This window comes from Acidocella sp. (assembly GCF_050253495.1).
Lineage (GTDB): Bacteria > Pseudomonadota > Alphaproteobacteria > Acetobacterales > Acetobacteraceae > Acidocella.
In genome coordinates, this window is the sequence record NZ_JBFWIX010000001.1 from 160,089 (window position 1) to 181,197 (window position 21,109).

19 protein-coding genes are annotated in these 21,109 nt (G+C 66.5%); 3 read left to right on the forward strand and 16 right to left on the reverse strand.

Features of this window, described 5'->3' with window-relative positions; all coding sequences use genetic code 11:
* Nucleotides 1–284: 284 nt before the first annotated feature.
* Nucleotides 285–1,406, forward strand: a complete 1,122-nt coding sequence (locus AB7D48_RS00740; protein WP_427975236.1) for a type III PLP-dependent enzyme — start codon at nt 285–287, stop codon at nt 1,404–1,406.
* 24 nt (nt 1,407–1,430) lie between these two features.
* On the opposite strand, the gene AB7D48_RS00745 is transcribed toward AB7D48_RS00740, so the two are convergent.
* Nucleotides 1,431–1,931: a hypothetical protein gene (locus AB7D48_RS00745; RefSeq protein WP_427975237.1), complete on the reverse strand. Its 501-nt coding sequence runs from the start codon at nt 1,929–1,931 to the stop codon at nt 1,431–1,433.
* Between the two features lie 140 nt (nt 1,932–2,071).
* Between AB7D48_RS00745 and AB7D48_RS00750 the strand changes: the two genes are divergently transcribed.
* Both AB7D48_RS00750 and AB7D48_RS00755 read left to right on the forward strand, forming a co-directional pair.
* Complete coding sequence (locus AB7D48_RS00750) at nt 2,072–2,773, forward strand: dienelactone hydrolase family protein (protein ID WP_427975239.1); 702 nt, start codon at nt 2,072–2,074, stop codon at nt 2,771–2,773.
* The gene (locus AB7D48_RS00755; protein ID WP_427975241.1) at nt 2,766–3,935 is read left to right on the forward strand and encodes a hypothetical protein; all 1,170 of its coding nucleotides are present in this window, start codon (nt 2,766–2,768) and stop codon (nt 3,933–3,935) included. The genes AB7D48_RS00750 and AB7D48_RS00755 overlap by 8 nt, the downstream gene beginning before the upstream one ends.
* A gap of 21 nt (nt 3,936–3,956) precedes the next feature.
* Here AB7D48_RS00755 and mnmE read toward each other — a convergent pair whose 3' ends face one another.
* The 15 genes from mnmE to AB7D48_RS00830 form a co-directional block, all read right to left on the reverse strand.
* Entirely contained in the window at nt 3,957–5,234 is a 1,278-nt protein-coding gene (gene mnmE / locus AB7D48_RS00760) for a tRNA uridine-5-carboxymethylaminomethyl(34) synthesis GTPase MnmE (RefSeq protein WP_427975242.1), read from the reverse strand.
* Nucleotides 5,231–6,391: a low temperature requirement protein A gene (locus AB7D48_RS00765; protein ID WP_427975243.1), complete on the reverse strand. Its 1,161-nt coding sequence runs from the start codon at nt 6,389–6,391 to the stop codon at nt 5,231–5,233. Before AB7D48_RS00765 ends, mnmE begins: the two co-directional genes overlap by 4 nt.
* Complete coding sequence (locus AB7D48_RS00770; RefSeq protein ID WP_427975245.1) at nt 6,391–7,860, reverse strand: carboxypeptidase M32; 1,470 nt, start codon at nt 7,858–7,860, stop codon at nt 6,391–6,393. The genes AB7D48_RS00765 and AB7D48_RS00770 overlap by 1 nt, the downstream gene beginning before the upstream one ends.
* Nucleotides 7,857–8,540: an SURF1 family protein gene (locus tag AB7D48_RS00775; RefSeq protein WP_427975246.1), complete on the reverse strand. Its 684-nt coding sequence runs from the start codon at nt 8,538–8,540 to the stop codon at nt 7,857–7,859. Before AB7D48_RS00775 ends, AB7D48_RS00770 begins: the two co-directional genes overlap by 4 nt.
* A gap of 3 nt (nt 8,541–8,543) precedes the next feature.
* On the reverse strand, nt 8,544–9,395 hold the full coding sequence (locus AB7D48_RS00780) for a cytochrome c oxidase subunit 3 (protein ID WP_427975248.1): 852 nt from the start codon (nt 9,393–9,395) through the stop codon (nt 8,544–8,546).
* Nucleotides 9,396–9,431: 36 nt separating this feature from the next.
* Nucleotides 9,432–9,635 carry a hypothetical protein gene (locus tag AB7D48_RS00785; RefSeq protein WP_427975250.1) on the reverse strand — a complete coding sequence of 68 codons (204 nt, stop codon included), beginning with the start codon at nt 9,633–9,635 and terminating at the stop codon, nt 9,432–9,434.
* An 8-nt stretch (nt 9,636–9,643) separates the two neighbouring features.
* Nucleotides 9,644–10,579 (reverse strand): heme o synthase, encoded by a 936-nt coding sequence (gene cyoE, locus AB7D48_RS00790; RefSeq protein WP_427975252.1) that lies wholly within the window; start codon nt 10,577–10,579, stop codon nt 9,644–9,646.
* 17 nt (nt 10,580–10,596) lie between these two features.
* Nucleotides 10,597–12,195, reverse strand: a complete 1,599-nt coding sequence (gene ctaD, locus AB7D48_RS00795; RefSeq protein WP_427975254.1) for a cytochrome c oxidase subunit I — start codon at nt 12,193–12,195, stop codon at nt 10,597–10,599.
* An 11-nt stretch (nt 12,196–12,206) separates the two neighbouring features.
* Nucleotides 12,207–13,106, reverse strand: coding sequence for a cytochrome c oxidase subunit II (gene coxB / locus AB7D48_RS00800; protein WP_427975256.1), 900 nt, complete (start codon nt 13,104–13,106; stop codon nt 12,207–12,209).
* A gap of 131 nt (nt 13,107–13,237) precedes the next feature.
* A complete protein-coding gene (locus tag AB7D48_RS00805) occupies nt 13,238–14,056 on the reverse strand; it encodes a cytochrome c oxidase subunit II (protein ID WP_427975257.1) in 819 nt (272 codons plus the stop codon).
* A 90-nt stretch (nt 14,057–14,146) separates the two neighbouring features.
* Nucleotides 14,147–14,905, reverse strand: coding sequence for a lysophospholipid acyltransferase family protein (locus tag AB7D48_RS00810; RefSeq protein ID WP_427975259.1), 759 nt, complete (start codon nt 14,903–14,905; stop codon nt 14,147–14,149).
* Between the two features lie 26 nt (nt 14,906–14,931).
* Nucleotides 14,932–15,981, reverse strand: coding sequence for a rhamnan synthesis F family protein (locus AB7D48_RS00815; protein ID WP_427975260.1), 1,050 nt, complete (start codon nt 15,979–15,981; stop codon nt 14,932–14,934).
* A gap of 3 nt (nt 15,982–15,984) precedes the next feature.
* Nucleotides 15,985–17,976 carry a methyltransferase domain-containing protein gene (locus tag AB7D48_RS00820; protein WP_427975262.1) on the reverse strand — a complete coding sequence of 664 codons (1,992 nt, stop codon included), beginning with the start codon at nt 17,974–17,976 and terminating at the stop codon, nt 15,985–15,987.
* The gene (locus AB7D48_RS00825; RefSeq protein ID WP_427975652.1) at nt 17,976–19,670 is read right to left on the reverse strand and encodes a methyltransferase domain-containing protein; all 1,695 of its coding nucleotides are present in this window, start codon (nt 19,668–19,670) and stop codon (nt 17,976–17,978) included. Before AB7D48_RS00825 ends, AB7D48_RS00820 begins: the two co-directional genes overlap by 1 nt.
* A gap of 54 nt (nt 19,671–19,724) precedes the next feature.
* Nucleotides 19,725–21,038, reverse strand: a complete 1,314-nt coding sequence (locus AB7D48_RS00830; RefSeq protein ID WP_427975263.1) for a UDP-glucose dehydrogenase family protein — start codon at nt 21,036–21,038, stop codon at nt 19,725–19,727.
* Nucleotides 21,039–21,109: the final 71 nt, after the last annotated feature.

Sequence of the window (21,109 nt, forward strand, 5' to 3'; positions counted from 1 at the left end):
AATTGGTGACAATTAACGCTTCCGCCGTAACATTCCGCCCGGCGGTGCCGGAAAATCGCGCGCCGGCGGGCTTGCGCCATGCCCCCCATGGCTTTAAGGGCAGGATACGCAGCAACGTACGTGCCTCTGCCGGATCTCCGGTTACGCAACGGCGTCAAGCGTTCTGGCAGCACGACTGGGAAGCCCCGCATGGCGCGACCTGGAAGTCGGCTGGTTCGTTGGACCGTTTCGCAACCTTGCCCCGCCGCGTGAACAGGCGGGCAATTGAGAGAAGGATGAGGGCGGTGACTCCCAAGATCGCTTCCTTTCTGGCGTCGCAACCCGCGACGCCCTGCCTGGTGCTCGACCTGGACCAGGTGGCCGAGAATTTCGCGCGCTTGCGCGCCGCATTGCCCGCCGCGGCCATTTATTATGCCGTGAAGGCCAATCCGGCACCGCAAATTCTGGAGTTGCTGGCCAAGGCGGGCGCCTGCTTCGACGCCGCCTCCCTGCCCGAGATCGAATCCTGCCTCGCCGCCGGGGCCAAGGCGGCGTCGATCTCCTTTGGCAATACGGTCAAGAAACCCTCCGCCATCGCGCGCGCCCATGCGCATGGCGTGCCGCTCTATGCCTTCGACAGCCGCGAGGAGCTGGAAAAAATCGCCGCCCACGCGCCTGGTGCGAAAATCTATTGCCGTCTGGCCGTGAACAATGTCGGCGCGGAATGGCCGCTTTCCAAAAAATTCGGCACCACGCTGGAAAAAGCCCGCGAGCTGATGCTCGCCGCCCCCGGGCTGGGCCTCGTGCCGCATGGGCTCTCCTTTCATGTCGGCAGCCAGCAAACCGGCACGCTGGCCTATGAGCTTGCCATCGCCGAGGTGGCGATGCTGTTCACGGATCTAAAAAATGCCGGCCTGCCCATGCGCATGCTCAATCTCGGCGGCGGCTTCCCCACCCGCTACCAGGAAGACGTGCCCGAACCCGATGCGTTCGCCACCGCCATCATGGATGCGATGGCAACCCATTTCGGCAACGACATTCCCGACATCCTGATCGAGCCGGGCCGTTCCATCGTCGGCAATGCGGGCGTGGTCGCGGCGGAGGCCGTGCTGGTCTGCCAGCGCATGCCCGAGGATACGCGCCGCTGGGTCTATCTGGACATTGGCCGCTTCGGCGGGCTGGCGGAAACCGAGGGCGAGGCGATCCGCTATCGCATCACCGCCGGAGAGGGGGCCGCCGGCCCCGTGGTGCTGGCCGGTCCGTCTTGCGACGGGGTGGATGTGATGTATGAAAAAACCCCCTATCGCCTGCCGCTCTCGCTGAAATCCGGAGATCCGGTGCTGATCCACGATACCGGCGCCTATGTCACCAGCTATGCCAGCCAGAATTTCAACGGCTTCGCCCCCCTGGCCGAGCATTATATCTGACCGGCCGCCAAGCGGGCCGCCAAATCACGGCCAGGCGATCCGCGCCATGTCCAGATCATGCCCATGCGTCCTGGCGACCATCAGGGCCGGAGCCGGAATCGGCAGCCTCTCGCCGGGCCGCTCCAGCCAATAACCCTGCACGGCCAGGGCCGCCGCCAGGGCCTCCACCGCTCCGGCCAGGCGGCGGCGGCGCTCCGGGGCCAGGGCCAGCTTGTAGAGATAATTATCCAGCAGCCAGGCATCCTCGCTCTGCGCCGCCGCCAGCGCCTTGAGCAGGCGGCGCTCATCCTTGCTCACGCCCCACTCACCGGCGCGGCCCACGCGCAACGCCTCCCGGCATAGCGGCGCGCTGCCATCCCAAACCGCCAGGAACCGCACGCGGATTCCCGCCAGATCGCGGCCAATACCAAAGGGGCAAATCCCCGCATCGCCGCAACAGCCCATCCCGGTCACGGCCCGGCGCAGGCTGCACAGCGCCACGCGTTGCGCCCTCGCGCCATCCCTCTCGAACCCCACATCCCTCATGGCGGCACCTCCTGTTCCGCCCTACATCAATTAAGAATTATTCTCAATTAAATTGATCGTCATCTATCCGCCTTTGCACCCCTCCCGCGCATCCCGTAAACTCCGGCTGCTGCTCAAAAGCCAACCGAACGGAGACCAGAATGCGCGAAATCAAACTGCAAGCCGAAGATCGCAGCGGCGAGTTCTCGGCCTTCATCTGGGAGCCGCAAGGCAAGGCGAAAGCGGGAGCCGTGGTGGTGATCCAGGAGATTTTCGGCGTCAACGACTCACTGCGCGAAACCGCCCAGGCCTTCGCGGATCAAGGCTTCATCGCCATCGCCCCGGATTTGTTCTGGCGGCTGGAGCCGGGCGTGAACATCTCCGACAAAACCGATGCCGAATGGCAGAAGGCCTTCGACCTGATGAACCGCTTCGACCAGGACAGGGGCATCGAAGATCTGAAGACCACGCTGGCCGCGGCGCGGGAGCTGCCGGGCGGCAACGGCCTTGCCGGCACGGTCGGCTTCTGCCTCGGCGGGCGGCTGGCCGCGATGATGGCCACCCGTTCCGACGCCGATGTGAACATCTCCTATTACGGCGTCGGGCTCGATGAATTGCTGGACGAGTTCGACAGCATCGAGGCCCCGCTGATGCTCCACATCGCCGAACAGGACGAATTTTTCCCCGCCGAGGGCCGCGCCCGGCTGATCGACGGCATCGAGGACAACGACTGGATCGACGCCTTCGTCTATCCTGGCGTGCAACACGCCTTCGCCCGCGCGGGCGGCGTGCATTACGATGCCCGCGCCGCCACCATCGCCAATGGCCGCACCACCGAACTCCTCTCTGAAATTCTTGAATAAGCCCACACGCCGGGCAGTCTGCGCCAGCGCCTTGCTGCTGCCCGCGCTGGCATGGGCGCGCGACAGGCCCGCCGGGCTGGCCAAAACACTGGTCGGGGCGGTCCGCCGCCAGATGGCCGCGCTGGCCGGCGGCCCGGTGCTGCTCAACTCCTATCTGGTGCGCACCGGCTCCCGGGCGGATGATTTCGACCTCACCCAGGCCAATGCCGCCTATGTATACGACAACGCCCTGGCGGGGCTGTTGCTGCTGGCCGCCGGGCACCGGGGCGAGGCGCTGCGGATCGGCCAGGCCCTGGAAATCGCCCAGGCGCATGACCGCCATTTTCACGACGGCCGGCTGCGCAACGCCTACGCCGCCGGCCCCATGAGCGTCCCCGCCAAGCTGCCCGGCTTCTGGAACAGCAAGACGAACCAATGGGATGAAGACCCCTACCAGGTCGGCACCGATACCGGCCCCGTCGCCTGGGCCATGCTGCTCTGGTCGGCCCTGGGCATGACCCGTCCCGCCAACGAGGCCGGCGATTTCCTGAATGCGCGGCTGCGCGCCCCGCTCGGCTATTATGGCGGTTTTTACGGCTTCGATTCCACCCAGCGGAAACTCACCTGGGAAAGCACGGAACAGAATCTCGACCTCGCGGTTGCGTTCAAAAAACTCGGCCGCGCGAAAGACGCTGACCATGCCAGCGCCTTTGTCCGGACCGCCTACGATGCGCAGGCCGGGCTGTTCAAAACCGGCCTCACCCCGCAAGGCAAACCCGGCGCCATGGTCGCGGCGGATGCGGGCATCTGGCCCTATCTCGCCGAGCTGGGAGACGAGGCCAGCGCCCGGCACGCCATCGCCGCGCTGCGCCATGGCGCGGGCATCGGCTTTTCGGATGCCAGCAAGGGCATCTGGCTGGAGGGCACAAGTTTCGCGGCACTGGCGCTGGAACGCATGAAGGATCCCCTCGCGGCGGCGTTCTTCAAGACCATCTCAGCCAATTTGTCTCCGCAAGCCTATGTCTACGCCACCGTGGCGCCAATGCTCGCCACCGGGCTGAAGGTCGGTCCCGCCTTGCAAAAAACCGAACCCGCGCAAGACTTCAACTATTACCGCCGCCCATCTCTCAGCGCCACGAGTTGGGCCGGGCTGGCGGCGCTGCGGGTCAATCCACTCAGCTGAGCCCGCTTCGCCCCCGCGCGCTCACTTGCCGATGCAAAATCCCGAGAACACGGCATCGAGAATCTCCTCCACCCCGATGCCGCCCGCCAGCCGCGCCAGGCCTTGCGCGGCGGCACGCAGCTCCTCTGCGCGCAATTCCGGCTCCTCCAGCGCCAGCGCCATCTCCAGCGCCATCACCGCATCGCGCACGCACGCCACCTGACGCGGCCTGGCAAGCGCCGCCGCGCCCTTGTTGTCCGTCAATGTCCTGGCCTCGTCCACCAGCCGCGCCCGCAAGGCGGCCAGCCCCGCCCCGGTCTTGGCGGACACACAAAGCTCCCCGGCCGCATCCGCCAAATCCACCGGCAAATCCGCCTTGGTGCGCACACGCAGCACCGCCGCCCCCGCCGGTGCCGGCGCAAAGTTCCCGCCCGGGCCCGCCACCAAAATCACGAAATCGGCTCGTTCCGCCCTGGCCCTGGCCCGCCTGACCCCTTCCGCCTCGATCACATCGCCGGTTTCGCGCAGGCCCGCCGTGTCGGTCAGGCGCACCGGCACACCGCCCAGATCCACCCGCGCGCCCACGGCATCGCGCGTGGTGCCGGGCAGCTCGGAGACAATCGCCACCTCCTCCCCCGCCAGCGCGTTCAGGAGCGTGGATTTACCCGCGTTCGGCGCCCCGAGAATCACGAACTCCAGCCCTTCGCGCAGCCGCTCCGCCGCCGGGGCGGCATACAAGGCCGCCTGCATCTCGTCGCGCAAGGCGGCGATACCGGCGCGCAGCGCCTCCTCCACCTCCGGCGGCAAATCCTCATCCGGAAAATCGATCAGCGCCTCCTGCCGCGCCATGAGCTGGCGCAAGCTTTCGCGCCACGCCGCGCACGCCTCGTGCACCCCGCCTTCCAGCGCCTGCTCACGCTGCGCCTGCGTTTCCGCGGCGATCAAATCCGCCATCGCCTCCGCCTGCAACAAATCCATCCGGCCCGTCTCGAAAGCGCGGCGGGAAAATTCTCCCGGTTCCGCCGGGCGCGCCCCCAGCGCCACCAGCGCCTCGCTCACCGCCGCCTGCACCGCCCGCCCGCCATGGATGGAAATCTCCGCCACATCCTCGCCGGTGAAACTGCGCGGCGCCGGAAACATCACGACCAGGGCTTCGTCCAGCAGCTTGCCGCCATGGCGCAAGCGGCGCAGCCCGGCATGGCGCGGCGGCGGCGGCGTGCCGGTCATGTCGCGCATGATCCTGAAACTCTCAGGGCCCGAGAGGCGCAGCGTCGCCACCGCCCCGCCCCGCCCGGTGATGGGCGCGAAAATCGTGCTCATGGCGTCGATACCAGCAGATTGGAAATGACAATGACCAGCAACAACATCACCGCACCCCCCGCCGCCAATCCCCAAAGCGGGCATATGGGCGAAACCAGCGCCAGCGCGGCCAGCCCCGCCAGCCCGTAAACATGCGAAACCGGAAATCGCGGATGCAGCAGCCGCCTGAACACGCCATTGCCAAGCAAAAACGCCGCCGGGCCGCCCAACAACATCAGATCCTGTCCCGGCGTGCCGCGCGCCAGCGGCGCCTCCAGCACAAACGCATCCCCCGCGGCCATCACGATAATCGCCGCGATCAGCAGCCCATGCGCATAAGTATAGGCCGCGCGCGCGATCTTGCCGACATCCCCGGCCTGGGCAAACGCCTGGGCGGTGCGCTCCGCCGCATCGTTGAAATAGATCCACCACAGGCTGGTGGCCGACAGCAACGCCAGCAGCGCCGCGCCGAGCGTCGCATCGCTCCAGCGCAATTCCGAGATAGTCGCGCCGATGACGGTGATCGACTCACCCAGGGCGATCAGCACGAAGGCCGCGCAGCGTTCCGCCATATGGGGTGCATCCACCCGCCAGTCCCGCGTGGTCGAACGGCCGAGCCCCGGCACGTAAAATCCATTGGCCGGCCCTGAAAGATCGAACATCAACGCCCCCAGCCACAACCATATCCGCCAGGCGGGCTCCACCAGCGCGCCCGCCAGCCACAGCAGCGCTCCCGCGCCGAGCCACGCGAAAATCCTCTGGAAATTTCTGTAATTTCCAGAATCATGCCGTTTCAGCGCCCAGAGCATGAAACCCGAGCGCCCCAGATTCAGCAACGCCAACCCGGCGGCAAACCCCAGCCCCCGTTCGCCGAACGCCTCGGGCACCGAGGCCGCCAGCAGCAAGGCGCAGAACATCAAGCCCAGCATCAGCAGCTTCACCGGCCTGCGGTCGGGGTCGATCCAGTTCGTCGCCCAGCTCGTATAAACCCAGGCCCACCACATGGCGGCGAACAGCATCGCCCCCTGGAAAGCACCCAAGGCATTCATATGCGCGCGCAGGAATTCCGAAATCTGCGTCACCGCGAACACGAAGATCAGGTCGAAAAACAGCTCGACCTGCGTCACCCGCGCCCGCTCCCCCTTGCGGCGCAGCAGGCTGAAAGCAGCCCCTCGCATCAGCGAAGATAACGCGCGCTCAGATGCGCCTCGAAATATGCTGGGTTCAGCGCCTCGCCGGTCGCATCCCGCAGCAGCTCATTGAACCCGGCCGAGGCGCCGCGCCCATGCACATGCTCCGCCAGCCAGCGGGTGAGCGGCGCCAGATCCCCGCGCCCCAGCGCCCCGTCCAAATCCGGCAGCGCCTCGCGCGCCGCCGCCATCAGCTGCGCCGCCGCCATCGCGCCCAGCGTATAGGACGGAAAATACCCGATCGCCCCGTCGAACCAATGAATATCCTGCAAACAGCCGCGCGCATCGTCCGGCGGCACGATGCCGAGCAGTGCCTGGACCCCCTCATTCCAGGCGCCGGGCAGATCCACCACCGGCAAGTCGCCGGACAGCAGCGCCCGCTCCAGCCGGAAGCGCAGCAATACATGCGCCGGATAGGTCATCTCATCGGCTTCCACGCGGATGAAGCTGCGCTCCACCCGGCGCAAGCGATGTTTCAGCCCCGCCAGCGTGATCGCCTTGCCGAACGCCGCGCCGGCCAGCGGCGCGAGATACGCCAGATACGCATCCGAGCGCACCGCCTGCATCTCCACGATCAAAGACTGGCTTTCATGCACCGCCATGCCCGCCGCCATCCCCACCGGCTGACGCGCCCAGGCGGCGGGCAGGTTCTGCTCATACAGCGCATGGCCGGTTTCATGCAGCACACCCATCAGCGCGGCGGCGAAATCCGCCTCGTCATAGCGCGTGGTGATCCGAATATCGGTGGCGGTGCCGCCGCAGAACGGATGCGCCGAAACATCCAGCCGCGCGGCGTTGAAGTTCAAACCCGCCCCGGCCGCCAAGCGCCGCGCCAGCACCGCCTGCACCGCTTCCGGGTAAGGCCCCGGCGGCAGCGCCGCTTGCGGGCGCTGGGCCTGCAACGCCTCCGCCCGGGGCAGCGCCTCGCGCAAAAACGCCTCGTAACGGGCAAAAATCGCCTCGGCCTGCTCAGCGTTAATACCGCGCTGATACTGGCTCATCAGCGCGTCATAAGGCGAAACCCCCAAAGCCTCGCCCAGAATCACCGCCCCCTCGCGGGTCAGCCGCACCACCTCCGCCAGCGCCTCCCGCACGGCGGCAAAGTCGCTCTCCTTGCGCGCGGCACGCCAGAGGGTCTCGCAAGCCCGGCCCGCGCGCACCTGCGCCTCCACCAGATCGCGCGGCAAGGCGGTGGCGCGCATATGCGCCTCGCGCATCAGGGCCAGATTCCTCGCATCCCACCCTTCCGGCGCGCTGGCCCTGGCCAGTTGCTCCCGCATCTCCGGCGCGCAAAGGCACTCATGGCTCAGCCCCGCCAGCACCGCCAATTGCTCGCCGCGCGCCGCCGCGCCGCCCTCTGGCATCATCGCCGCCGCGTCCCAGCCCAGCATGGCGCTGGCCTCGTCCAGGCAGGCGATACGGTGGAAGGAGGATTTCAAAGCCTCATATGCGCTCATGATTTCAGCAGCCTTTTGCGGGCGATCAGGATGAACTCGAACACCAGGACACCGGCGAAGCCGAACCAGGTGAGCGCATATTCATAATGGTTGTTTGGCGGGGTCGGCAAATTCTGGGCGGGCTGCGGCGCGGCGCTGCCCGGCGGGGGCTTCGGCCCCATGGCGATCAGCATATAGGGCGCCACATCGCGCAACCCCATCCCCTTGCCGATCGCCGCCGGATCCAGCGTGTAATAGAGCCCGCGCCCCGGATCGTCGCGTGGGGAGAACACTCCCCGCGCGATCGGCGCATGCACATAGCCGGCGGGAGCGGCGGGCGGGTCGGCCAGCGCCACGGGGGAGGATTGCGCCACCCAGCCCAGATCCACCAGCAAAATCCGCCCCTCGCCCCGCCGCAGCGCCATGATCAGCTCACCACCGGATACCGGCCCCTCCGGCGTGTCATGCACCTCCTGCCCGTAAAGCGCCGCCTTGCCCGGCAGCCACGCGCCGGTGACGAAAACCTTCTGGAACGGGCCAGGCCGTCGCGGCATCCTCACGGGCGGCGCCATCTGCGCCGCGCGGATCTCGGCGATGAGCCCCTCTTTCCATGCCAGCCTGTGCAACTGCCAGACCCCCAGGCCGATCGAGACGCAAAACGCCGCCAGCCCCAGCGCGCCAGGCACGATCAACCCGCGCAAGGACTATCCCGCGGTCATGGCGCTGCGGCCGAGATAATAGATGCACACGAACAGGAACAGCCACACCACATCGACGAAATGCCAGTACCAGGCCGCCGCCTCGAAGCCGAAATGCCGCTCCCGGGTGAACTGCCCGGCCCGCGCCCTGAAAAAACACACGATCAGGAACAAGGTGCCGACAATCACATGCGCGCCGTGAAACCCGGTGGCGATGAAAAAAGAGGAAGGATAGATCCCGCCATGATGGAACGGAAAGGGCGAATGGGTATATTCCCAGCCCTGCCCGCACAAAAACATCACCCCCAGCGCGATCGTGACCCCCAACCCCCGCACCAGGGCCTTCCGGTCCCCCTCCAGCAACGCATGATGCGCCCAGGTGATGGTGGTGCCCGAGAGCAGCAGCACCATGGTGTTGAACAGCGGAATCGCGAACGGGTCGATGGTGGTCACGCCCTGCGGCGGCCAGACCGGTGCGAAGCCATGCCCCATTTTGTCCGGAAAAAAGAAATAATTGAAATAATTCCAGAAGAAGGACACGAAGAACATCACCTCCGAGGCGATGAACAAGGCCATGCCGTAACGCAGCCCCATCTGGGTGACGACCTTGTGCAGCCCCGGCGTGCGCGCCTCGCGGATCACATCCCGCCACCAGAGGAACATCACGCTCGCATCCGCCGCGAAACCGGCGGTCAGCACGATAAAATCGTGAAAATGCGCGGCCAGGATAATACCGGCGAACGTGACCATCGCCGCCATGGCGCCGAACAGCGGCAGCGGGCTGGGGTTCACAAGATGATACGGGTGCGGCACCGTGCCCTTCACCTGGTCCGTGGCGGTATGGATCGTGCCACTCATCTGCTGTCCCCTTTCCGGTGTTTCCCTAAGAAATGGTCACCACATCTGTCCGTATTCGTGCAGTTTCACCATCGCGATCACGTAGACGATCAGGCAGAACCCGCCGAGCGCCATGAGCAGCAGATAATTGCGCGCCCGCCTGCGCCGCAGAAACTCCGCCTTCTGTTCCTCGCTCCAGCGCGCCTCGGCCAGCTCGACGCGCGGCATCGCATCCCGGCCCTCCTCTCGTCCCTGGCTCATCGCGGCACTCATATCAGCCGGTCCACGGCGCAAGCCGCGAAAAGCAAAAAGAGATACAGGATCGAGAATTTGAACGAGGCGCGGGCGGGCTTGTCCCGGGTCAGGCTGACCCCCGCCTCGTCCTGCTCATCGCGCAGCACGCCCCAGGCATAATAAATGAACGCCGCCCCCAGCACCAAGGCCGTGGCGCCGTAAATCCAGCCCGTCAATCCCAGGAACCAGGGCGAAAGCGCCAGCGGAAACAGAATGAGCGTATAGATGAACACGTTCCAGCGCGTATGGCGCGCGCCCTTCACCACCGGCAGCATCGGGACACCCGCCTTCTCGTAATCGGTGGAGGCATAAAGCGAGAGCGACCAGAAATGCGGCGGCGTCCAGAAAAACACGATCAGAAACAACAGAACCGGCAGCAGCCCGATCTGGCCCGTCACCGAGGCCCAGCCGATCACCGCCGGAAACGCGCCCGCCCCGCCGCCGATCACGATATTCTGCGGCGTGCGGCGCTTCAGCCAGATCGTATAGATGACGGCATAATAGAAAATCGAGAACGCCAGCACGGCGGCGGCACAGAGATTGGTGGCCATCGCCAGCAGCAGCACCGAGATCGCCGAGAGCACGAGCCCAAACCCCAGCGCGCCCGCCGCCTCGATCTTGCCCGCCGGAATCGGCCGCGTGGTGGTGCGGCGCATGATCGCGTCGATGTCGCGGTCATACCACATATTGATCGCCCCGGCCGCCCCAGCACCCAGCGCGATGCAGAAAATGGCGATCGCCGCGATGAGCGGATTGATCGGCCCCGGCGCGATGACCAGCCCGATGGCCCCCGTGAACACCACCAGCGAGACCACGCGCGGCTTCAGCAGCGCCAGCCAATCCCCCGGCTCCGCCCCCAGATGCGGGGCCAAATCGGCATCGGACAATAATTCAACAGCCTGGTCGGACAAAATGTCTCCTTAACCTTTCACCGGATGATCGGCACGTCTTCAAAGGTATGGCGCGGCGCCGGGCTGGGGATCGCCCATTCCAGCGTCGTGGCACCCGCGCCCCAATAATTGTCGGCGAGCTTTTCCCTCGAAGTGAAGACGCGCCAGATCACATAGAAAAACACCAGAGTCGACACGCCGGACATGATCGACCCCACCGAGGACACGTAATTCCACCCCGCGAAGGCATCCGCATAATCCGGGTAGCGGCGCGGCATGCCCGCCAGCCCCAGGAAATGCATGGGAAAGAATGTCAGATTCACCCCGATGAAGAAGGTCCAGAAATGCACCTTCCCCCAGAATTCCGGATATTGATGCCCGCTCATCTTGCCGATCCAGAAATAGAACCCGGCGAAAATGGCGAAGGCCGCCCCCATCGAGAGCACATAATGGAAATGCGCGATCAGGAAATAATCATTGTGCAATTCCTGATCGAGCCCGGCATTGGCCAGCACCACGCCCGTCGCCCCGCCGATCACGAACAGAAAGATAAAGCCCAGCGCCCAGAGCATCGGCGTCTTGAACTCGATGGACCCGCCCCACATGGTGGCGATCCAGGAAAACACCTTGATGCCGGTGGGCACGGCGATGATCAGCGTCGCCACCTCGAAATAGATCTTGGAATCGGTGGAAATGGCCGAGACGAACATATGATGCGCCCAGACCACGAAGCCGACGAAGCCGATGATCACCATGGCGTAGGCCATGCCGAGATAGCCGAAAATCGGCTTGCGCGAGAAGGTGGAGACGACATGGCTGACGATCCCGAAGGCCGGCAGGATCATGATGTACACTTCCGGATGCCCGAAGAACCAGAACAGATGCTGGAACAGCACCGGATCCCCGCCGCCGGAAGGCTCGAAGAAGGAGGTGGCGAAATTGCGGTCCATGATCAGCATGGTCACCGCCCCGGCCAGCACCGGAATCGCCAGCAGCAACAGGAAGGCCGTCACCAGAATCGCCCAGCAGAACAGCGGCATCTTATGCAGCGTCATGCCCGGGGCGCGCATGTTCAGGATCGTGGCGATGAAGTTGATCGCCCCCAGCAGCGAGGAGATCCCCGCCAAATGCAGCGAGAAGAGTGAGAAATCCGTCGCCACGCCCGGCGAATAGCGGGCATTGTCCAAGGGCGGGTAAAGTGTCCAACCCGCCCCCGTGCCCGTGCCCAGGAACAGCCCCAGCAGCACGAACACGAACCCCGCCACCAGGAACCAGAAGCTCATATTGTTGAGCCGCGGAAACGCCATGTCCGGCGCGCCGATCATGATGGGGATGAACCAGTTGCCCATGCCGCCGATCAGGGCGGGCATCACGAACCAGAAGATCATGATCAGCCCATGAGCGGTAATGATGGCGTTCCAGGCCGTGCCGCTGGTGACGATGTCGTTATGCGGCAGCATCAGCTGCGCGCGCATGACGATGGAGAGCACGCCGCCGAAACAGCCGCCGATAAAGGCCATCACGATATAAAGCGTGCCGATATCCTTGTGGTTGGTGCTCATCAGCCAGCGCGAGACAAACCCCTGCCGGTGATGGCCATGGGCGCGTAAAGCGGGGTCGTCGGCGGTGATGGACATTCTCCAGCTCCTCAGCGCGTGGCGGCGGCCAAAAGATTACGGGGCATCGGCGACGAGACGGGCCGGCTCACGCCATCGCTCGCATATTTAGCCAGCGCCGTCTTCGTCCAGGCGAGATAGTCTTGCAAGGGCACGGCCTTGATTTCGATGGGCATGGCGTCATGCCAAAGGCCGCAAATCTGGTTGCACTGGCCATAATAGGTGCCGGGCTTTCTGATGATCGTCCAGCTCGTCAGGCTGGTGCCCGGAATCGCGTATTTCTGCACCCCGAGCGAGGGCAGGTAGAAACCATGCAGCACATCGGCGCTGGTGATCACGAAGCGGATCTTCTCCCCCACCGGCAGCACCAGCGGATGATCGACCGAAAGCCGGCGGATCTCACCGGGGCGGATCCGCGCGTCGGGGATCATATAGCTTGAATAATCCAGCCCCGGCACGGCGTTATAGCTATATTCCCAGTACCATTGATGACCGGTGACGGTCACCGTCATATAGGGGTTGGCGTCGTCCGCCTCGTAATAGATCAGATCGACCGACGGCACGATGATCGCCACCAGGATCAGGCAGGGCACGGCGATCCAGACGATCTCGATGACGGTATTATGGGTCGTCCGGCTGGGCACGGGGTTCCGCCCGGCGCGGAAGCGGATCATCACATACCCCATCAGGATGGTCACAAACGCCACCACCCCCGCCATGATCCAGAGCACATATTTCATCAGCCAGTCGATCCTGGCCTGCATCGGGCTGCCCGCCTCGGGAAACCATATCTGCCAGTCATGCGGCGCATCCACATAACCATTGGCGGCGGCGGTCGGGTCCGGCGCCGCGCCCTGGGCAAGCGCGGCGTGTCCCAGCATCGCCATTCCCGCCGCCAGGGCCAGCATGCAAGCCAGCTCCACGGCAGCCACACCCCTCCGCCTCATCGCGCTGAGTCCCGCTTTGTTATCATGGCCGTTTCCAAGCCGTCTTTATGCCCCAGAAATATAAGCCGGGCCGGCCAAGATCAAGCGAAATACCAGTATATGCCGTTTCGCGCCGCTCAGTCCGGCGCGGAAGCGCCGTTCGGGGGCGCGCCCGCCCCGTCCGGCGCTGGGGGCGTGCCCGCCTCGGCGGCATCGCTCCGCCGCCTGCTCCAGGCCAGAAACGCCTTCAACGGCACGGCCTTGATCTCGATCGGCATGGGCGGGTGGTTATTGCCGCAAATCGAACTGCTATGGCCGAAATAGCTTCCCGGCTTCTTGATGATGGTCCAGCCGGTCAGCAACGCCCCCGGCACGGCATAAATCTCCACCCCCAGCGGCGGCACGAAAAACCCGTGCAGCACATCCCCGCTGCTGACGATAAACCGGATCTTCTTGCCCACCGGCAGCACCAGCGGATGATCGACCGCCCCGCCCGGCGCCTGGCCGGGCTGCAACTGGCTGTCCGGAATCACATGGCTGTCGAAGCCGACACCCGGCACGGACACATAATCATACTGCCAGTACCATTCATGGGCGGTGACGCTCACCGTCACATAAGGCTCCTCGTCGCTATGATAAAGCAGCTCGGCGGCGGGCACCATGATCGTGGCCAGAATCACCAGCGGCACGCCGATCCAGCCGATCGCCGTGATGGTCTCGGCGCTGAACCGCCCCGCGCCCCCGGCAAAGGAACGGCGCACCCCGCGCTGCAACAGAATATAACCCAGCGCCAGCACCGCCAGCCCGCCCGCCACGGCCACCAGCCAGCCCGCGCCTTGCAGCAACAGCCCCAGCTCCGAACGCATGAAGCTTCCGGCACCGCCAGCCCCCGCCGCCGCGGTCTGGGCAAGGGCCGCCTGACCGCGCAGCGCCAGCGCGCCGGCCAGCCCGGTCATGAAGAATATCCTCGGTTTCATCGCTCCGCGTCCCGCCTCCCGGTCAGAGCGCTGATAGCGGAGCCGCCCGGCACATGCCAGGGGCGGGGCTCATCCCCGGGGGGCGCGCTCACACGGCTCCATCCGCCCCTGCCGCAGGGCGGCGGCGCTCTCGCTGATCGCGCGCTCCATCGCCGCGCTCATCGCCTTGCGGTTGGCAAAGGTGCCGGGGGGCAAGGGGTCGCCGAACAGAATGCTCGCCCGGACCCCGCCCCGCCGCGCCAGCCCGGTGAGATGCGGCGCCAGATCCATGTCCCCATACCAGGCGATCCCCGGCCGGTCGCACCGCCGCACGGGCTGCCCCTCCAGCTCGTCATACACGATCGTCACCGGCTGCACCCAGGGCCGCGCCGGCCCAAAGGCCAGGGTGAAAAAGGCCGAGGCAAAGGGCAGCACCCGGTTGCCGTCGGAGGTCGTGCCCTCCGGGAACAGGATGATATTGTCGCGCCGCTCCAGCCGCCGTTCCAGCACATGCTGCTCGCGCGCCACCGTTGCCCTGCTGCGGGAGACGAACACCGTCCGCCCCAGCCTGGCGATGAGGCCGATGCCCGGCCACCCCGCCACCTGCGCCTTGGCGACGAAACAACCCGGCAGCACCGCCCCCAGAGCGGCAATGTCCAGCCAGGAGCAATGATTGGCGATGAACAAGGTCGGCCGGTGTTGGCTCCGCCGGCCGATCAGCCGCAGCTTCACCCCCAGAATCCGCGCCACGCCGCGCCAATAGACCCGCGCGAACCACGCCTTGCCCCAGCCCGGCAGCACCAGCAGCACCGCCTGCACGCAAGCCGCCGCCAGGGTCCAGACCGCCACGAGGGCGAGGCGGACCGCGAGCCTGATCAGGGCGCCTTGCCCTTCATCATCAGGCGCAGCTCCTGGCGGATCGGTTCCGGATCGGCCCCCATCTCCTCGCGCACGACCTGCGCCCAGTCGCCCACATCGCGCACCCCACTCGGATTGTCGCGCAGCAATTCCCGCTTGATGAACGGAAAGCCCGACAGCAGCAATTGCCGCCAGAGATCGGAGGTCGGGTTCAACGCCACGCGCTGGGCCAGCCCCTCACGGATGCGCAGCAGCTGCAATTTGCGTGTCTCCTGCACCGGGTCGCCCTTCCCCGGGCCGTTTTCCTCCTCCGCGAGCAACCGCCCCAGCTCCTCGCGGTCCGCCAGGGCGGTCAGGGCCTCATAGCTCCACAAGGCCGCGCAGCTCAGCCCGGCCTTCACCATCGCCTGGGTCACGCCGACCTCGTAGGTCTTGACGATATAGGACTTCACCGGCACCGGGCGCACCCCGGCCCAAAAGGCCCGGAACCCTTCCGCGCGCAGCGCCTTCGGCCCGAAAGCGAGAAAAAAGGACTGCAAATGGTAGCGGACCTGCCAGCTTTCCGTCAGCCCCCAAATATCGGCCTTGGCATAATCGAGCCGGCGCAGCATGTTGCCCAGCGGCAAAAGCGGGCCGAACACGCTGTCATTGGCCATGATCACCTCCTCGGTGTCCGGCCCCGGCAACCCCAGATGCTCCAGCGCATCCGCCCAGGCCCCGAAATCATAGCCGATATTGCGCCGCACCAGCACGGCGGCGCATAGCCCACGCAGCGCCTCCATCGCCTCCGGCCGCAGCCCGCCGGAATTGGTGACGAACACCACCGCCCGGCCACTCTCCTTGAACGCTTGGATATAATCGAGCACCTGCCGGCGCACCGCGCCGCGCCCGTCGAAATGCATGAACAGCACCACCCGGGGCCCCAGACCGGGCAGGCTCGAAGGCCAGGCATGCACAACCTGCCGCCGGCCGCGCACACGCCCCACCGCCACCGCCAGCGGCACCACGGTCCACCATTTGACGCGCGAGCCCGCGGCATAGAGCCAGCCCTTCAGCCGCCGGTTCATCGATCAGGCCTCATGCGCCGCATCCCGCATCTGCGCGCGCAAATCCTCAGGCGCTCCGGGATAGGCCGGCAGATAGGTCGCCAGCAGCATCCGCGCCTCCTCGCCTCGCTTCAGCTTGTGCAGCGCCAGCACCTCCCCGCGCAAGGCGGGCCAGAATAACGGATCCGGCGCCTCCCCCGGCTGTGCCTGCCCGGCCAGCGCCTCGCGCAACCGCATGAAGCTGGCGGCGGCGCGTGGCCATCTCTTCTTCTCCCGCAGGAACAAAATCCCCGCCGCGAACAACGCGTCGCGCTCCGCCGGGGCATAAGGCGCCGTCAGGGGCAGCAGCAACGGGTCCAGCTCCTTCAGCATCGCCCCGGCCGCCTCGTAGGCCTCGCCATTCACCAGCGCCGCGAAGGCCGGCAGAATACAGGCCCTGGCCTGCGCCTCATCCAGCCCGGCGCCGAGCGCGGCGGCCAGCCGGGCGGGCACCTGCGTCACCTCCCCCATGGGACTCAGCGCCAGGAACAACCCCGCGATCAACGCATCGCGCCGCAGCCCGGCGGGCAGATCCCCGCCCGGCGCTCCCCCGGGCAGCCCCGCGCGCAACGCCCCCGCCTGCTCATGGGCCCCGCTATTCACCAACGCCACGAAACCGCGCCAGCCCGCCACCTCGTCCTTCGACTCCAGCAGCGCCGCCGCCACGCCGTCCCGTCCCGCCTCGGCGTCGCACAGCAGCAATTCCAGCGCCGCCACCTCGCCAATGGAGACAGACAGCCTGTCCCGCCCCAGCGAGCGCTGGTCCAGCGCCGCCTGCAAGGCCTCGATCGCCTCCAGCGCCAGCGCCAGCAGCGGGCGCACCGCCTGCCTGTCCGTTCCCGCCGCCAGCAATTGCATCGCCCGGCTGAACAAAATCATGCCCAGCCCCAGCGGCATTTTCCGGGCCAGCCCTTCCAGGCTGTCGCGCGCCGCGCCGGGCGGCAGGCCGGTCAGCGTCTCCAGCCGCCAGCCAAACCGCGCCAGACAGGCCTGGTCCAGCAACGCCCACGCCGCCGCCGCGCCGTCCTTGTCCTGGTCGTTCACCGAATCGAACAAGGCCCGCCCGGCAAAGCCGATTCGCAAATCGCTCTCCGGCGCCGCCTGGCGCGCGCGCGTCAGCAGATAATGCCGGTAGAGCGCCCGGCGCGGCGCATACGCCTCCTCCAGCCCAAAGGCCGATGGCGAGGCATGAGCCACCAGGCTGGCCCCGTCGGCCCTCACCCGCGCATGCGTGAAGCCCGCCTCCGTCAATGCCAGCCGCAAGCTCTCCGCCGTCTGCAACACCACATGCGCGCCCGGCGCCAGCAGCGCATAAAGCTCGCCATCCGGCAGGGCGGGGGTAATCCAGTCCGCGTTCGGCGTGGTCAGCAGCAACAGCCCGTCCGGCGCCACCGCTTGGCGCATCAGCCGCAGAAACGCCGGCGGATCCTCCAGATGCTCGATCACCTCGGTCGAGATGATCACATCCCAGGGGCCGTCCTTCAGCGTCTCCTCGGTGAAATAACCCTGGCGTATATCGAGCCCCAGCTCCGCCGCGCCGATCCGCGCCAGCGGCGAAGGGTCATACCCGGTCCCGCGCCAGCCCTTGGCCCGCACGCCGAAATCCAGCCCGAACCCATAAGCCCCGCCGATTTCCAGCGCCTTCGCCCCCGCCGGTTTGCCAATCCGCGTCAGCGGATCGGAAATCGGCCAGATCCCAGCCCCCATCTGCGCGTAATAAGCGGGCCAGCCGATCTCCACTAGCTCGTCCCCGGCATAATCCATGCCCGGCGCGGCATCGGTAAAGCGCACACCGCAATGGCCGCAGCGCAGCAGGGTATAATGTCCCGCACTGCCGAGCAGATCGTAATCCAGGGCCGCCAGCCTCGCCGCCGGGCCGGCATGGCCGCAATTCGGGCAGACCATGCCATCCGCCTCTCCCGTCAGCCATGCCAGGTCGCAATGGCTGGTAAGGTGGCGTTTCTCCTCCCCGGCCATCAGACGAACAGCTCCGGCACGCGCGCCCGCAACGCCTCGTTCAATTCGGCCCGGCGCTCCCATAATCCACGGTACCATTGCGCCCGCGCCGCCACCTGATAAGCCAGCATGCGCTCCCGCGCGACATAAGCCCGCGCCCCGTCGGCCAGGCGCCGCGTCGCCTCGGGGTAGGCCAGCAGCCGCAGCAGCGCCGCGCGCAGTTCCGCCGGGCCGGTGAACAGCGCGCCGGTCTTGCCATCCTGGATGGCGCCCGCATAAACCACCCGGCTCGCCAGGGCGCACACGCGCGAGGCCCCGGCCTCGATGAATTTCAAATCCGACTTGGCGCGGTTGAAGGGAGTATCCTCCAGCGGCATGAAGCTTATATCCGCCGCCCCCAGCTCGCGCACATAGCCGGCATAATCGACCAGCGTGGGTTCGAAGCTCTTATGCGGCGTCTCTAGCGCCTCGTAAAAACCCTGGTCGTACAGCACCCGGAAGCGCAGCCTGTCGCCCACCGCGCGCGCCACCTCGTTCAGAACCGGCATCAGCGGCATCCAATCCTTCTCCCGGTTCAACGCCCCGAAAAACAGGCTCAGATGCTCCATGTCCTGGAAATTATGCACCGGCGGCAGCTCGAACACGCCGTTCGGGAATACCGCCACCTCGGGGTTCTCCGCCAGCAGCGCCTCGGCCAGGACCGGCGTGCTGGTCTGCACCGCATGCACGCCGCGGAAGGTGAGCAACTCGTCCAGATTCACCCCGCGCTCCTCCATGAACATCGGATGATCGTCGAACTCGCTGACAACGACATAATCCTTCTCCAGCAGCGCGCGGACGCGCCGCAGCCCGGCCTCGCCCAGCAGCAAGGGGCGGTGCAGAATGGCGATGCGCGGCGTGTCCTCCAGGCGCGGCTGCAACGCCGCTTCGGAGACGATATTGCCATAAAGCGAGCTATCCGTGCGCAGGGCGCGCAGCGGCTCGATCACCCGCACATCCGACACACCGCCCTGCGGCGCCAGCATGGTCGCCGTCAGCTCCAGGCGCGCCGGCGCGGCCTTGCGCGCCCGCCAGATGACCTGCAACGGCGCCGCGCGGTTGAAATAATCCTGCTGGTCCACCCCCAGCGCCTCCAGCACCGGCGCCATGACGGCGCAAAACTGCTCGGCCTGGTCGGTGGCGATCGGCCTCGGCATCGCATCGGAAAGCTCCAGCCCGGCCTCGCCCAGCGCCCGCGCCATGGTCCGCGGGGTGAACCAGCGCAGATGCGTGCGGTCGAACAGCCCCTGATCCTCATAATCGAACTTGCCGGTCAGCAGCCGCGCCACAAAGCTCCAATGCTCGATATTGGGCATGCAGACCAGCACGGTGCCCTGCGGGGAGAGATGGCGCGCATGCGCCTTCAGCACCGCCCAGGGGTCGACCAGATGCTCCAGCACATCGCCGTAGATGATGCAATCGATCCCGTCCGGCGCCTCGAAGGGCATCGGCGTCTCTTCCACATCGCCGGTGAACACCTCCGTGAGGCGCTGGCGGGCCTGGGCGGCGGCGGCCTCGTCGCGTTCGATGCCCAGCACCCGGCAGGACGGGTTGCGGCGCAGATAATCCGCCCCCAGCGCCCCTCCGGCACAGCCCACATCCAAAATGGTCCTGGCGGTCAGCGGAATTTTCTCAAGCAACTCGGGATTGGCGAAACCCGGATACTGCGCATGCACGGCGTTCAAGCGGTCAATCCTCGCGGCTTGGGGTTCAGAAGCGTCGGGGCGGCGTCACGGCGTGGCGCGGCCAATGCCGGTATAGCTGAAGCCGGCGGCGCGCAGCGGCCCCGGGTCGTACACATTGCGCAAATCGACCACGACATCGCCACGCATCAATTCCCGCAGCCGCGCGGGCGCCAGCACACGAAACTCGTTCCACTCGGTAATCAGAACAAGCGCGTCCGCCCCGGTCAAGGCCCCGTCGGCGGTCTCGGCCAGGATCACCGCCTCGGGCAGCAGCGGGCGGGCCGTTGCCATCGCCTCCGGATCGTAGGCCCGCACGGTCGCGCCGCGCGAGACCAGGCCGCGAATCAACGCCAGCGCCGGGGACTCGCGCATATCGTCGGTTTCCGGTTTGAAGGCGAGGCCGAGCACCGCGACCACCTTGCCCTGCAAATCCCCGCCGCACGCCGCCGCCACGCGGGAAGCCAACCCCTCCTTGCGGGCATCGTTCACCGCCACCACGGACTGGATCAGCCGCGAGGGCGCGCCCGCCTCCTCGGCGATCCGCATCAGCGCCAGCGTGTCCTTGGGAAAACAGGAGCCGCCAAATCCCGGCCCGGCATGCAGGAATTTCTTGCCGATCCGCCCATCCAGCCCGATGCCGCGCGCCACGTCGGTCACGTCCGCGCCCACTTTCTCGCACAGATCGGCCATCTCGTTGATGAAGGTGATCTTCATCGCCAAAAACCCGTTGGCGGCATATTTGATCAGCTCCGCCGTCTCCAGCCCGGTGAAGATGATCGGCCTTTCCAGCCGATAAAGCGGCCGGTAGAGCTGGCGCAGCACATCGCGCGCGCGCTCGCTCTCGGCCCCCACCACCACGCGGTCCGGCCGCATGAAATCCGGGATGGCGCTGCCCTCGCGCAAAAATTCAGGGTTGGAGGCCACCTCCACCGCCAGATCCGGGCGCAGCTGGCGCGCCATCTCCAGAATTTTCCGCCCCGTGCCCACCGGCACGGTGGATTTGGTGACGATCACGGCCGGATGATCCAGCGTCGCCAGCACCTGCTCCACCGCCGCGAACACATAGGTCAGATCGGCATGCCCGTCGCCACGCCGCGTGGGCGTGCCAACCGCGATGAACACCGCCTCCGCGCCGGCGATCGCCTCGCCCAGCGTGTCCGGAAATGTCAGCCGCCCGGCGGCGACATTATTCTCCACCAGCTTGTCCAACCCTGGTTCATAAATGGGAATCCGCCCCGCCAGCAGCATGTCGCGCTTGGCCGGATCCGCCTCCGCCACCGCCACCGCCACACCGAACTCCGCGAAACAGGCACCCGAGACGAGCCCGACATAACCGCCGCCGATAATCGCGATCCTCACCTCAAAGCCTCCGCCCGGTTTGACCCGCTTGCTTCTGACGCGCGCGCGAAAGCACCGCAAGCCCCGCCCAG

Bases quoted from the DNA above. Each gene is read 5' to 3' on its own strand.
- AB7D48_RS00780 (WP_427975248.1), bottom strand. From the start codon at position 9,395: ATGAGTGGCACGATCCATACCGCCACGGACCAGGTGAAGGGCACGGTG.
- ctaD (WP_427975254.1), bottom strand. From the start codon at position 12,195: ATGTCCATCACCGCCGACGACCCCGCTTTACGCGCCCATGGCCATCAC.
- AB7D48_RS00815 (WP_427975260.1), bottom strand. From the start codon at position 15,981: ATGAACCGGCGGCTGAAGGGCTGGCTCTATGCCGCGGGCTCGCGCGTC.
- mnmE (WP_427975242.1), bottom strand. From the start codon at position 5,234: ATGAGCACGATTTTCGCGCCCATCACCGGGCGGGGCGGGGCGGTGGCG.
- AB7D48_RS00750 (WP_427975239.1), top strand. From the start codon at position 2,072: ATGCGCGAAATCAAACTGCAAGCCGAAGATCGCAGCGGCGAGTTCTCG.
- AB7D48_RS00805 (WP_427975257.1), bottom strand. From the start codon at position 14,056: ATGACCGGGCTGGCCGGCGCGCTGGCGCTGCGCGGTCAGGCGGCCCTT.
- AB7D48_RS00770 (WP_427975245.1), bottom strand. From the start codon at position 7,860: ATGAGCGCATATGAGGCTTTGAAATCCTCCTTCCACCGTATCGCCTGC.
- AB7D48_RS00765 (WP_427975243.1), bottom strand. From the start codon at position 6,391: ATGCGAGGGGCTGCTTTCAGCCTGCTGCGCCGCAAGGGGGAGCGGGCG.
- AB7D48_RS00745 (WP_427975237.1), bottom strand. From the start codon at position 1,931: ATGAGGGATGTGGGGTTCGAGAGGGATGGCGCGAGGGCGCAACGCGTG.
- AB7D48_RS00785 (WP_427975250.1), bottom strand. From the start codon at position 9,635: ATGAGCCAGGGACGAGAGGAGGGCCGGGATGCGATGCCGCGCGTCGAG.
- AB7D48_RS00820 (WP_427975262.1), bottom strand. From the start codon at position 17,976: ATGGCCGGGGAGGAGAAACGCCACCTTACCAGCCATTGCGACCTGGCA.